Annotated in this window: 16 protein-coding genes; 2 read left to right on the top strand and 14 right to left on the bottom strand. The window is 34.2% G+C overall.

All coding sequences use genetic code 11. From position 1 onward, the window contains the following. The 11 genes from fliF to BAMA_RS05340 form a co-directional block, all read right to left on the bottom strand. A complete protein-coding gene (gene fliF, locus BAMA_RS05390; protein WP_034636882.1) occupies positions 1 to 1,548 on the bottom strand; it encodes a flagellar basal-body MS-ring/collar protein FliF in 1,548 nt (515 codons plus the stop codon). Between the two features lie 22 nt (positions 1,549 to 1,570). Then, the gene (fliE, locus tag BAMA_RS05385) at positions 1,571 to 1,867 is read right to left on the bottom strand and encodes a flagellar hook-basal body complex protein FliE (RefSeq protein ID WP_034636881.1); all 297 of its coding nucleotides are present in this window, start codon (positions 1,865 to 1,867) and stop codon (positions 1,571 to 1,573) included. A gap of 15 nt (positions 1,868 to 1,882) precedes the next feature. Further along, positions 1,883 to 2,296 carry a flagellar basal body rod protein FlgC gene (gene flgC, locus BAMA_RS05380; RefSeq protein ID WP_034636879.1) on the bottom strand — a complete coding sequence of 138 codons (414 nt, stop codon included), beginning with the start codon at positions 2,294 to 2,296 and terminating at the stop codon, positions 1,883 to 1,885. A 17-nt stretch (positions 2,297 to 2,313) separates the two neighbouring features. Then, positions 2,314 to 2,721, bottom strand: a complete 408-nt coding sequence (gene flgB / locus BAMA_RS05375) for a flagellar basal body rod protein FlgB (RefSeq protein ID WP_034636877.1) — start codon at positions 2,719 to 2,721, stop codon at positions 2,314 to 2,316. A 266-nt stretch (positions 2,722 to 2,987) separates the two neighbouring features. Continuing rightward, positions 2,988 to 3,260, bottom strand: coding sequence for a hypothetical protein (locus BAMA_RS05370; RefSeq protein WP_034636875.1), 273 nt, complete (start codon positions 3,258 to 3,260; stop codon positions 2,988 to 2,990). Beyond that, a complete protein-coding gene (locus BAMA_RS05365) occupies positions 3,253 to 3,618 on the bottom strand; it encodes a flagellar export chaperone FliS (RefSeq protein ID WP_034636873.1) in 366 nt (121 codons plus the stop codon). The genes BAMA_RS05370 and BAMA_RS05365 overlap by 8 nt, the downstream gene beginning before the upstream one ends. Positions 3,619 to 3,637: 19 nt before the next feature. Continuing rightward, positions 3,638 to 4,969 carry a flagellar hook-associated protein 2 gene (locus BAMA_RS05360; RefSeq protein ID WP_034636871.1) on the bottom strand — a complete coding sequence of 444 codons (1,332 nt, stop codon included), beginning with the start codon at positions 4,967 to 4,969 and terminating at the stop codon, positions 3,638 to 3,640. 17 nt (positions 4,970 to 4,986) lie between these two features. Continuing rightward, entirely contained in the window at positions 4,987 to 5,850 is an 864-nt protein-coding gene (locus tag BAMA_RS05355) for a flagellar hook-associated protein 3 (protein WP_034636869.1), read from the bottom strand. A gap of 51 nt (positions 5,851 to 5,901) precedes the next feature. After that, positions 5,902 to 7,194 carry a flagellar hook-associated protein FlgK gene (gene flgK, locus BAMA_RS05350; RefSeq protein ID WP_034636866.1) on the bottom strand — a complete coding sequence of 431 codons (1,293 nt, stop codon included), beginning with the start codon at positions 7,192 to 7,194 and terminating at the stop codon, positions 5,902 to 5,904. A gap of 21 nt (positions 7,195 to 7,215) precedes the next feature. Next, the gene (locus BAMA_RS05345; RefSeq protein WP_034636864.1) at positions 7,216 to 7,668 is read right to left on the bottom strand and encodes a hypothetical protein; all 453 of its coding nucleotides are present in this window, start codon (positions 7,666 to 7,668) and stop codon (positions 7,216 to 7,218) included. Between the two features lie 13 nt (positions 7,669 to 7,681). Beyond that, on the bottom strand, positions 7,682 to 8,146 hold the full coding sequence (locus BAMA_RS05340) for a YaaR family protein (RefSeq protein WP_034636862.1): 465 nt from the start codon (positions 8,144 to 8,146) through the stop codon (positions 7,682 to 7,684). Positions 8,147 to 8,279: 133 nt separating this feature from the next. Here BAMA_RS05340 and BAMA_RS05335 point away from each other — a divergent pair, with 133 nt between their 5' ends. Both BAMA_RS05335 and BAMA_RS05330 read left to right on the top strand, forming a co-directional pair. Next, the gene (locus BAMA_RS05335; RefSeq protein WP_034636861.1) at positions 8,280 to 8,774 is read left to right on the top strand and encodes a hypothetical protein; all 495 of its coding nucleotides are present in this window, start codon (positions 8,280 to 8,282) and stop codon (positions 8,772 to 8,774) included. 50 nt (positions 8,775 to 8,824) lie between these two features. Beyond that, positions 8,825 to 9,607 carry a CheR family methyltransferase gene (locus tag BAMA_RS05330; RefSeq protein ID WP_034636859.1) on the top strand — a complete coding sequence of 261 codons (783 nt, stop codon included), beginning with the start codon at positions 8,825 to 8,827 and terminating at the stop codon, positions 9,605 to 9,607. 146 nt (positions 9,608 to 9,753) lie between these two features. Here the strand turns inward: BAMA_RS05330 and BAMA_RS05325 are convergent, their stop codons facing one another. The 3 genes from BAMA_RS05325 to BAMA_RS05315 all read right to left on the bottom strand — a co-directional run bounded on the left by BAMA_RS05325 (position 9,754) and on the right by BAMA_RS05315 (position 13,355). Then, positions 9,754 to 10,461 carry a hypothetical protein gene (locus tag BAMA_RS05325; RefSeq protein WP_034636858.1) on the bottom strand — a complete coding sequence of 236 codons (708 nt, stop codon included), beginning with the start codon at positions 10,459 to 10,461 and terminating at the stop codon, positions 9,754 to 9,756. 23 nt (positions 10,462 to 10,484) lie between these two features. Further along, the gene (locus BAMA_RS05320; protein WP_162176054.1) at positions 10,485 to 11,633 is read right to left on the bottom strand and encodes a hypothetical protein; all 1,149 of its coding nucleotides are present in this window, start codon (positions 11,631 to 11,633) and stop codon (positions 10,485 to 10,487) included. A gap of 90 nt (positions 11,634 to 11,723) precedes the next feature. Continuing rightward, a complete protein-coding gene (locus BAMA_RS05315) occupies positions 11,724 to 13,355 on the bottom strand; it encodes a flagellar motor switch protein (RefSeq protein WP_034636856.1) in 1,632 nt (543 codons plus the stop codon). Between the last annotated feature and the right edge of the window lie 86 nt (positions 13,356 to 13,441).

Genomic DNA, 13,441 nt, shown 5'->3' with positions numbered 1-13,441 from the left:
TTATTGTCCATTTAACCACTTTTTAATAACTTTTGCTGTTCCTTCTATATGCTCTCTTGTTACTTCTTGCACTTCTGCATCAAGAGTCGGTTCTTTCGGTTCATCGGACTCCTCTTCGATCACAAATAGATTTTCTGACGTAGCAGCTATTTCTTCTTCTATTTCTTCTTCTTCAAACTCATCTTCCATTTGCTTCTTTTTCTTACGCTTTAGTACAAAATATGCAATTAAACTACCGATTAATAAACTAATACCTGTAATTGCACCAATTAACCATAAACTAATACCTGTTTCCTCTTTCGGTGCCGGCTCTCGTTTAGGCGGTTCTTCAAAATCAACTGTTACAATATTGACTTGACCATTTGTAAAGTTTCCATCTTGGTCAATTTGTAAACCAGCTGCTGTTCCAATTGCTTCTTTAAAAGCATCGATATCAATATTACGCTTTGCTAACGTTTTATTATCAACCCACACAACAACATTTGTTTTCGTTAACTCTGGATGCTTCTTTACTGTTTCAATTGTTTTATCAATCTCATAGTTTTCAATTTTATTTCCAGTTTGTTGGTCATAGACTGCATCACCATTGTTATTATTCCCATTACCGTAGTTAGGTGGCTGACCATTTGCTTGAATCCCCGCTGGATCCTCTTGCGTTCCTTCCGTTGCAGTAGAACGTTCTTCTTGTTCTTGTTTACTACGTAGAACACCTTCCTTACCATATGTCTCTGACTGTTTAGTAACTTCATCAAAATTTACAGCAACTTTTGTATTTACTTTAAATTCCTCTAACTGGAAAACTGTCGTTAACGTTGATTCAATATCTTGCTTTAATTTATTTTCAATTTGATGCTGCATTTCAAGCTCTTTTTCATAAGAAGAAGAACCACTATTGCTAGCCTCATCAGCACCTTTTGAAATCACACCTTTTTTACTATCAATCACGCTTACTTCCTCTGCTTTTACTCCCGGAACCGCTGCACTAATCATATGCTGAATACCAACTACTTGGTCATTTGTCAACGTTTGACCACGCTTTACACCAACTGTAACAGCCGCTGTTCCTTTCGCTTTCTCTTCATCAAAAATTGTTTCTTTTTCTGGTAAAGTGATTTGTACGTTTGCGCTTTCCACTAGTGGAAAGTTTCTAACAATATCTTGTTCTAGTTGTTTCTTCGTACCAATGATTTGTTTCATTTTTTTATCTTGTTCACTAGAGCCTAATGAACTCTCTAATAAGATCTCTTCCCCGCTCTTTGAATTAAACGGTAATCCCATTCCTGTCATTTCGTTTCGGACCCATGGGGCATCAGCTGTAGGAACACTGATGGATCCATCTTGCTCTAACCGATATTCGACGCCCAATTTTGATAGTTCGGCAATAATTTCTTGCTTGTCTGTATCATTTAAATTTTGATACACAGCAACATATTTATCTGGCAAGGTAAAATATAAAAGTATCCCCGTCACAATCGCTAAAAGCGCGGCACCAAATACCATCTTATGCCACATTTTTAACGATTGGAAAATGCTTTTTATCTTTTCCATTTACACACACCCGTTCATTTATCTATATTTGCATACTCATCAGCTGTTTATAGTTTTCAATTAAATTATCACGAACGAGAGCAGCTGTTTTCATTTGTGATTCTGCTTTCTTTTGTTGCATTAACACTTCATGTGTCTCTCCAACACCATGCGTTAATAAGTTATACACTGCATTTTGTGCATTACTTTGTGTTTGATTCATATCTTCCAATAATTCGATAAATTTTTTACCCTCAATAGCCTGTGAAGATGGTTTCTGCGTAGTAATTGGCTGAATCCCTTCAAATAACTGTGGATAGGATATTGGTTGAATCTTCATCTTATATCTCTCCTTTTAGCCGCGTCCAATTTCTAAATCTTTATCAAGCATCTTCTTGTTTGCATTTAAAACACTCATATTTGCTTCATACATCTTTTGTGCAATCATAATATTTGTCATTTCTGCTGTCATATCAACATTCGGATATCGAACATATCCCTCTTCATTTGCATGTGGGTGTGAAGGATCATATACTAAATTTTCATTTGGGTCTTGCTCGATTTTTTTTATTTCCACACCGGTATGTATATCATTTTGTAGCATACTTGCAAAGCCATCATTTTGTCCTAACACTACACTACGCCTGCGATATAATTCTCCATTTGGAGCTGCCGTCGTGTTTGCATTTACAATATTGTTTGAAGTAACTTCCATCCATTTTCTTGCCGCAGTTAATCCTGAACCACTGGCATTAATTGCATGAAACATGATATTCTCTCCTTTTCCTAACGTCCTCTTGCTGCTTGATTAATCGCGTACTGTGTATTAATCGCTTGTACAGAAATACCATATAATTGATTAGTTTTTAACAACTCAATCATTTCTTTTGAAGTATCTACACTATTACCATCTTGGTTTTTTGCAAGTGAGTTATGTTGGATTTTTGCATATGTATTCGTTGTGCTTGCTACTGGCAAATGCATATCGCTCGTTTGATAAAATGATGGATTTGTTTTTAAATCCGCTTCATTTTTTTTATACAAATTACCGCCGTTTTCCATTTGCTCAACAAATGTCACATCTTGCGCTTTATAGCCTGGCGTATTTGCATTCGCAATATTACTAGAAACGGTATTACGTTTTGCCACTAAGTAGCTCATATAATGGCCTACACTACTTGTGAAATCTGGCATTGGTTCACACCTTTCTCTTCTACCATCCAATGTTCATTCGTATACATCTTTTTTCTAAAATGGCTCCGAATCCCTTTCTTGAATGTTTTTCTATTATTTTTTTATATACATCTATTTATTAAAATAATACTTTATAGTCCATCTTTCAATACTTTATATCATTTTCCTAATATTTATCTTTTAAAATAATAAAATGAATCATAAAAATAAAAGAAAAGCGACGTGATAATTCTTTAAATACAATCGCTCTTCTTTTATTTTAAACGTCAATACTTTCCATAATGAGAGTTTGCTTTCATTCTACTGTCATTTACCAAAATCATTTCTTCTAAAACACTTTGTTTCATTTTAATTCCTTCTGCTGTCTTTGTAATGAGTTCCGTAACCTCATCCACAACTTGTAACCTTTTCTGTTCATCTAACGTTACGAGCCATTTATTAAATTGCTCACTTCTGTTTTTAAATTCTTCTTCCGATACAATTAGCTCATAACCCTCACTAAAAGAACTAACAAACGCTTCATACTCTCTACTATTCATGTTCCAATACTCCGCGATAACCATCAATTAAATCTTGTAAAACTTTCTCAATCGCATCGATTTCTTTAGCTTGACGTGTTATTTTCATTTCTGTAATTTGCTTACTAAGCCAATCATATAAATTATATAAACTATTATACAGATCTTCTGTAATATCAGGATTCAATTGTAACTTTAATTCTTCAAAGATAAGATCTAATTTATCAAGAACTTCCGATGCTTCTCTTAACTTAAAGTTATTTAATAGCTCCTCTGCTTTCCGAAACTCTACAATACATCGTTCATATACGAAAATTGTATTTTTAATTGGATTACTTGTCATAATATTATTTTGCATATATCGTTGCCACGCTTGCATACATTCACGTCCTTACTCTTTAATCCTCTTTCTTTTGACCTGTCATTGCTTTAATTGTTTTTAATTGCATATCTAAGAAAGCTAATTCACTTTCTAACTTTGAATATTTATCAATGATATCCCCTTGTCGCTGTTTATTCAGTTTATCAATATCATTTATTTTATCATCTAATTTCCTTACTTGACTTTCAATACTTTTAGATCGTTCACCAATGATTCCTTCATCACCAAATATTTTCTCTAGCTTCTTTTCCATATCATAACCAATTCCATTGAAACCAAAGAAAAATTGTTTTGCCTTTTCCGGGTCTTCTTTAAAAGCATTTGTTAGTTTCTCTTCATCTAATGTCATAATTCCAGTCTTATCAACTTGAATACCAAATGTTGATAAAAAGTCTTTATCCTTAGAATACGTAAACATACTTGTCATTGCATTACGAATGGTAAAGGAAACGGTAGATCCTTGCATAACCCCATTTTCACCTGCAAACAAGTCTAAAGTAGATACCGCTTTATTATATTCATCTTTCATTCTTTTAATTAAATCGATAGACTCTTTCACATCAGATTCCTGAACCGTTAGTTTAATTGGCTCTGTTGTTACTTTCTCCAGATTAATTGTAACACCTGGAAGTGAATCAATTTTGTTAGAATTCCCTTCTTCTTCCACACCATTAATCGTATATTTTGCATTTGTAGCAGCTGTTATTTCATGAGCAACTGTTGTACCATCATCTTTTACAAATCCCATCTCTTTTAATAGCCCTTCACTGCCATCAATTAGCTGAATTTGTCCACCTTTACCTGCTGTTGTTGATGTTAAAAATATTTGTCCACCTAAAGAATATGCAGATACACCGTAACCACCGTTATTAATTTTATTAATAAGATCTTTATAAGTCATATCCTTTGTTACTTCTACTTTTTCCCCACCTATTGTAAAACTAGCATCTTTATTAATCTTATCATCTAAATTAATTTTTTTTGTAGAATCGGTTGTAATTTGATGCCTTTGGGCAATTTGCGATACAGTAATTTCATACGTACCAGGAATAGCTTTCCCCTCAGCTTTTGCAGTTAGAAACCCATCTTTAGAAACTGTTGTTGCCTTTTCATTCCCCGTAAACTTTGTAAAGTCTTTAAACACTTGCATAAAACTATTGAATTCTTTTTTCATGCTTGCATAAATATTTTTTTCATCAGTTAATTGCTGTTTTTGACTCAAATACGGTGATTTCTTCATCTCTAACGTCTGCATTTCGAGTTTAACAAGATCCCCAACATTGATCATATTATTACCGAGATTCCAAATTTGTTGGTTACCACCTATATTCGTAATTGAACCAGCCATATTTATTCACTCCTCTTTTACATGTAATCTAACATACTTATTTTATTCATCGTACTAACTGCCTTTAATGTCGCTTCATACGTTGCGTTTGCATAAGCCAAATCAGTGATTGCCGAAGATAATTCAACATCTTCAATCTCTTTTTTCGTCTCATGAAGCGCTAAATTTTGTTCATTTAAAATTGTTGTAAACGTACTTAATGTATTTGTAATTGAACCCACTTCTGTTACTTTATTTAAAACATTATCAAAATTTTGTTTGTTTGCATCCATTAACGCTTCTGCTGCTGCTCTATCACCAGTATGAAGTGCATCTTTTAATTTTGTTAATGTTTGAATCGTAGGCGTCAATAAGCTCTCTCCATTTTGAAATGCCTTTACTTTATAGCCATCATTTAAAGTCCAGTATACATCTTCTACTCCACCTTGATATGTACCATCCTCTGCAAATGGTGGCTGTGTGGTACCTTCACCGCCAAATAAATAACGACCTTCTTCCTTCGTATTTGCTAAATAGACAACTTGTTTTAATAATTCATCAATTTCTGTACTAATTGCCTTTAACTCATCAGGGCCATTTGTTCCGTTTAACGCCTGTACCGTTAATTGATTCGTACGATCCAACGCTTTCGCAATGCCTTGTAATGAACTTTCCGTATGCTTTAAGATATTTTGTGAATCTGTTACATCTTTTTTCATTTGCCCAATATTTGATATAGAGTGTTCAATTGCAAATGATTTACTTGCTGAAAGTGGATCATCGCTCATCTTTAAATGTTTTTTCCCAGATGTAACTTGATTCCTATAATGTTGTTGCTGCATATTCAAATTCATGAGCTCACGCTTTGCCCAGCTCACATTTTGATACGTAGATACTCTCATAAAATCCCCTCTCATTTTATCTATAATTTTTTATCATTTTATGAGCTTGATTTATCTCATAATAGAAAACAGGCTGTCAAATACTTCATTCAAAGTATTAATCGCTTTTGAATTTGCGATAAAGTATCGCTGATATGTCATTAAATTTACCATTTCTTCATCTATATTGACGCCTTCAATTCCTGATTTTTGTTGTCCAATCCCTTCTAATAAATCACCATGAATCTTTTGAAAGTCAGATACCTTCTTTGCATCTGAGGCAACTTGTACAAGTTGTTTATCAAGTGTTTGCTTGAATGTCATATTGCCTCCATACTGCTCATCTCCCAGTACGGCAAGTTTATTCGCCGTTTCCACAGACATTTTCATTTGTGAGACGTCCTTTACAAATACCGGATTTAATTCTAACTTTGTTGCATTCTCTCCAACAAAAAAGTCTTTACCTGTTATTGTATTTACATTATCTTTTAAGGAGCTCATTAACATTTCAAAATCTTTTCTATAACCAGCTACTGTTTTTTTCGCATCCATTGCGGCTAGGATACTTCCCCCTTGCAGCGAAACAGTAACCCCTGAGATTTGAATCTCATTTGTCTTTGTATCTAAATCCAATTTATAAGTGTCTTGACCACTGACCGTTAACATACCGCTAATCCTTACAGAAGCAATTTCCGGATTTGTATGTTCGTAAGCAACCTCAATATTTGCATATTGTGACATTTCCTGAATAATAAGATCGCGTTCGTTTAATAATTGGTTTGGTATAGGTGAAATCGCCTGACCAATTTTTCGATTCGCTTCTGCCAAATTTTCTGCTAAACGATTAAATTCATCTGTATGACCTATAATATCTCGTCCTGCTGTAAGCTCTGCGTTTTCAAAGTCCTTAGCAATTCGGTTCACTTGATTTGTAAACTTACTCGTTTCCGCAATAAGTGTGTGATAATAGTTTGGATGCTCTGGATTTTTTGCAACTTCACGGAAACCATTGAAAAAATTGTCCATTAAACTAGATAATGAATTTTCTCCTGGCGTCCCAACCGCCGATTCTACTTGAGACATAAAGGAACTAAAATATGAATAATACGCTAAATGCGATAGCTGTTCGTTATATTGACGTGTTTTTACTTCATCTGTCACACGTTCTATATTTTCAGTTTGTACACCATAGCCAATTTGTCCCCAATGAGAACCTCCATTTGTTCCACCAACAGATTTATAATTCACCTGCTGCCTTACATAGCCAGGGGTATGAACATTAGAAAGGTTTTGCTGTGTTGCTTGTAACCCTAACTGCGCTGCTAACATACCAGATAACGGTGTGTTATAATCGGATAATCTCATTTGTTATTCACTTCTCCTTTTTTACAATAACTCATTTATAAAAACTTGTGAGTTATGGCTTCTCTCCATGTTATATTCAGAAACAGAATCGACAATACTTTCCGTAGTTCTTAATAGTACGTTTAAGTAATATTGATTTTTAGAAAGTACCATTTTTACGTTTTCCTCAAGCGTTGTCACACTCTTTTGTAATTCTTTTAGTTTTTCTATTTCTTCATTAGAGAAATATGAAAATAAAGAACTTATTCGAACATCTGTAATTCCCTTTTCTCTACAGTTTTGTTCCAAAGTCTCCTGAAACGATTGTCCAAGAGCCTTTACACGTTCAATAGATTGTAACTGCTCTAACTGCAACGGCTGTACCGCCTGTAAATCTCGTTGTTGTAATTCTTTATAAATATTATCTCCAAGTATGTTTATATTTTCATATATTTTTTTGATGTTGTGAAGCTGTTCATATATTGTATTGTACATGTTGATCTCCTTTTTATAGTACTAAATTGACAATCAGTCCATGAATTTCACCAATTTGATTTAGCATTTCTAAATGACCTGTTTTCGTATTAATGACATTTAAAATATCATCTAAATCTTTTAATCCATTTTCGACTTCTTGTACAACAGTCATTTTTTGTGAATAACCATAACGGGGATGGCGTGATGTAACGTCTTTATATTGAAGTAAATGATCCACATAAAAATTCAAAAATGACTTTACCGTACTTTTGTATTCCATCACATTATCAAGTGTCATTTCCAATTCAATTTTTTCTTTTATTGCTCCAATATTATCAACAAGCATTTCCATTTGTTCCAACAACTGGTCTTGCTTATTTTCCGTATGTAGATGGTTTTCAAAAGATACTCCTGCTCTCTGTCTTCCCTCTGTTTGCACTTGATTTGCAGGAGGAAGGTGCGATAAAACAGGATTATAAGTTACAGAACGTAGCATGTTATCACCTATCATTTTTTTATTTCTTAAATCGTAAAATCTATTTATTTATAATTATACTCTGTAAAACGTGAATTTGCAGTTATTTTTTATAAAAGATATGTTACAATTTAGCATGAGGTGGCACGTATTTATGAAAATTTTCCTTTGTGGTTCTAATCAATTATCAACATTTGACCGGGCAGAAATAAAATCTTTCTTACACGAATATGCTCACAAACATGAAATTCACATATTATGTTACAAAACTATCGAAAGCGAAGTACTACGCTTCTTTGTGGAAAATGAACACCTAGCATCACATTTGTTTATTTACACGATTCAACCGTTACATACGTTTACTGAGGAGTTTCAAAAAGTTGTCTCCTTTCTCTATGAACAAGGTGCTTATATCCGTTCTTTCGACCATGAAAATGCAGCAATTTACCGTTCAATATACGTGTCTTTTGTAAAGCAAATCGTCGAAGATATGGATTTAGTCATTTGCTTCTATAACGGTGATAAACATACAGCTATCATTCCTATTGATATCGCAAAAGAAATACAAAAAGATGCGATTATTTATGATTTACCTGGTACACAAGCAACAAAAGCAAACGAAACATTTGAACAAAAACTTCGCATGTAAAGCATATAAAAGGAGGGGGCACAATATTGTAGTATTGTGCCTATATACTTATGAATATAGAACACGATTATCAATATTTTGTAACGAACTTTAAACAACGCTTCAATATCGATATTTCACTATATAAACAGGATAGAATGCAACGGAGAATCGATTCTTTTATTCAAAGAAAAGGATTTTCTAATTACAAAGCATTCTTGCAAGAGTTACAGACAGATGCTACTCTTTTCATACATTTTATTGACCATATTACCATTAATGTTTCTGAATTTTATCGCAATAAAGAGCGCTGGCACACACTTGAAACGAAAGTGCTTCCGAAGTTACTCGCACAAAATCCTGGGAATTTAAAAATGTGGAGTGCTGCTTGCTCTTCTGGAGAAGAACCGTATACATTATCTATGATTTTAGAGAAAAATATGTATCAACGTCAGTTCACCATTCACGCAACAGACCTTGATACGCTCATTTTAGAAAAAGCGAGACGCGGCATCTATCATGAACGCTCACTAAAAGAAGTACCAGAAGCAATGAAAACAAAGCATTTCATAAAAGATAACGATACTTATACAATCAACCCTAATATAAAGAAAAACATCACATTTAAACAGCATGACTTATTAATGAAACCTTTCGAAACAAATTATGACCTTATTATTTGCCGCAATGTGATGATCTATTTTACAGAAGAAGCAAGGGCACACTTATATGAAAAGTTTAGCCGCTCACTAAGAAAAGGCGGCGTTTTATTTGTCGGAAGTACAGAACAAATTTTAACGCCTGAGCGCTATAATCTTCAGCGTTTCGATACATTTTTTTATGAAAAAATATAAAACTTCAATCAATAGAGAAAAAAGAAAAGGTCACATGTTACATGATGACCTTTTCAAATTGCCTATGATAGCTTATAGTTACTCATTAAAATGAACACTACACTCATTTTCATCCCCCGATTAATCTTAATATAAATATAAAAAGATTAAACCCCTACATAAATACATATACAAATCATCCAAATGAGTAGTAAAAATAATGCTGCTGACCATTTTCGTTCTTGCACTTCCTCTTTCCATTGCTGCATTAGCTTTGTCATAGACATCTCTGCTAATGCTCTCCACATCGCCGCATGCTTCTCAGTACGCCTAGTAGAAAGATCCTTATTCCATACCTCTTCCTGCTCTAATTCCTTTATGTACATCGTAACCAAAGATATAACGCGATACACTTCAGACGGATCACGTTCTACCATTTGCAAGAGTTGACTCACATCTAATAATGTCAGATTAAATTCCTTCCCTTTATGTGAAGCAAATATAAAATCATATGTACCATCTAATAACGGAATATCTTCCATTTGCGCTTGTTTCATCACTACTTGTATATGATTGAGAAGCTGTTTCGTTATCTGCTCGGAATGTTGCTTCGTTTGTAACATCATTTCAAATTGTGAAAATAACTTTACAATCGTTTGTAATTCTTTTGTGATAACATTTTTTGCGATACCTACACTAGAAAGATGATGTAAAACAACTCCTAGTTTGTTCTTTTCTGTAACGATATTATGCTGAAAAGCAAAGGTGACGTTTTCTTTTCTCACTACTGCTTCTTGTTTTTGCATTTGTAAGTAATGAGGATGCTTCACGGGATCAAACTTATTTTTTCCGGTAGTCATATTGTTGATTTCCATTTTGCATCCTCCCTTTCTTACACTTACTCCCACGACTTATTATGCTTTAAAGCAGCAAACAACAAAAACAAGCCCGCAACGATTGAAAATAAATAAGAAGGATTAAATCCATCTTCCTCCACTTTTTTTTCTTGTTGTTTTTTTTGCTCTGTTTCTTTATTTCCGTCATTCTGCTCGGAAATTACTTGCTTAGTCTCCTCTTCCTTCTGCTCTTGTTGTTCTTTCGCTTCTACTCGTCCATCCTTATCCTTTTGGACAGCAACCAACTCGTCTTGTTGCGTCTCCTTAGGCTCGGTTATTATAACGGTTACTTTTTCTTTTTCAGATGGTTCCTCACTTGCGTCTTTCTCATCATCCGGTTCTACAACTACTATCTCTTCTTCCTTCTGTTCAACGATCAATTTATAGCGAGTAGACACAATGGTACCATTTCCTGCAGCATCTTTCATTTCAACAAAAAGTTCATATGTACCTGGCTGTAACGCTTCTGTAACTTCATATGTACCAGTCCAAGAAGAATTCCCAAGGTTTTGAAGCGGGAATACAATATGCCCGCCTTCTCCCTCTATGTACATATGTACCTCTTGTACATTCGAAACACTATCCGTTACCTTTGCTTCCACCGCAAATGAATCACCTGTTGTTACTGAAACGATTTCTTCTTCATTCAAAATAAGAATTTGTTCCAAAATAGGTGGCTCTTTATCTAAAGTAGGCTGTTCATTAATGATTGTTATAAGATTTATTTCCTCTTCTTGTAACTTTTCTTCATTACTGAAACTTTTCATGTATATATACCAACTTCCGCCTAAATCGTATGGCGAAACAGTATAAGAAGCAATCCAACTCTTTGTTTGTTCGTCAAACACAAAAGATAGTACTCGCCTTTGTCCATATGGATGATCTTCTTTTTGCAATTGAAGAACTCCATTTATGTTTGTAACAAGCTCATTTTTTGGTTTCACAGCAATCTGCACCGTTTCTCCTACTTGAAACTTGTCTGCCGAAACGGTAACTTCGCCTATTTCCGTTTCAAATACTTGGTCATATTCATTTTCTTCAGTTGTGCTAGTATGTATCTCTACCGGTTCCGCGGCCGTACTTGGCACAGGGAACATGGAAAGTTGCGAAATGACAAACAACCCCATCAGAAAACACTTCACGCTTCTCATAATTCAAAACCTCTATAAATCTATTTTAAATGCCTCCACAACCAAACCTTTTCCATTAAAAAAGAAAGGAATTCAAGCTCATCCCTCTTTTTATAACATTTTCGTTACCTTCACACCAAAGAAGCCGCCTATATTTACGAGTTCTCCATATGCCATTAATAGACCATTAACGTGTATATGGATCGGCTCATCTATATCTTCGTCTAATGTCATTGCTTCATTTTCATGTAAACTTAAAATATCTTGAATCGTTTTGGTTGTACTTCCAAATACAAATTTTACATCTACCTCTACATTTTGCAAGAGGCTATTTAATGTTAAGGGTGTTTTTTTTTCTGTTACCTCTTGTAACATAACCGGTTCATATACTACTGCTGGACTTTCTGTCACTGGTTCACTGTCTACTGTTTCAGTTTCTTCCTCAATTTCCTCTGTCCCAAGAATCCTTCTTACCATAGCCTTTGCTTCTGATAATGGTAAAATTTGATACATTTTTGAATGAACACGATTTGCAATATCAAGGTTAAATGTAATTTGGACAAGTTCGTCCGTTTCACCGCCAATATATTGCATCTCTTCTTCTAACGTTATAAATTTAACAGTTGGTGGTGTAATATCCATTTTTTCACCAAACATTTCAGACATAGACGTTGCCGCGTGTCCCATCATTTGGTTCATAATTTCTTTAATCCCACTCATTTCTAATTCTGTCAACTCTTGATTTGGATCGATATCTCCTGTTCCCATCATCATTAAATCTACCATTGTTAACGCGACTTCTTTAGAAAATACAAACACATTTTCATGTTGTAATCCTTCTACAAAGTCGACATTCAAAATAACAAATGGTACAGGGACATCATTGTAATGACGAATATTAATTGTTTCTACATTCGGTACACTAATTACAACGGATTGATTTAATAAAGTCGATAAAACCGTAGATGCTGAGCCGATAGAAATATTCGCAATTTCTCCAAGAACATCCTTTTCCACTTGTGTTAATCGTTCTACTACAGTGGTTGCATTATTCAATTCTTGCTCAACACTTACTTCTACTTGTTCAGGTTCTTCAACTACTTCTCCTAAAAGCTTACCAGTCATTTTTTTAGCATGCTCTAGTGGAATAATTTGTACAAGTTTAGAACTAACAAGATCATCAATTTTCAAATCAAAGGCAACTTTTACAATGATATTACTTTCATCACCTGTAATCTTCTCGAATTCCTCAGTTAATTTCACAACTTTAATAGCTGGTGGTGACATATCAACTGCTTCTTGAAAGAACTCAGTCATAGATGTCGCTGCAAACCCCATCATTTGATTCATTGCCTCTTGTACTGCACTCAGTTCTAATTCTGTTAACTCTCTTCCTTCTTCTACTTCTCCCGTTCCCATCATCATTAAATCTGCGATTGCCAGGGCAACATTTTGTTTTAATACAAGTAAATTTTCCATATCCAATCCTTTTGTAAATTGGATATTTAATACAACATGAGGGATTTCCACTTCACTTGTATCGTATAAATCTACCGCTTCTACACGAGGTGCCGTAATACTTACTGGTTTATTTAATAATGTTGATAGTATGGTAGATGCTGAACCAAATGATATATTTGCAATTTCCCCAAGAATATCACACTCTTGTTGCGTTAATACATCCTCGTACTCTCGTTCAGCTACAAGTACACCACCATTTTCTTTTGTATACTGCTCAGACATTTGGCTAAGCCTCCTCATATCGCTTTCTCTATTTTTAAATCTGACTTATTTACAAACAATGTCCTTCTAAAATTAAATAAGAAACA

The organism is Bacillus manliponensis, from assembly GCF_000712595.1.
Classification (GTDB): domain Bacteria; phylum Bacillota; class Bacilli; order Bacillales; family Bacillaceae_G; genus Bacillus_A; species Bacillus_A manliponensis.
The sequence above is the reverse complement of the archived record's forward strand: the minus strand, read 5'-3'. Positions and strand labels throughout refer to the sequence as shown.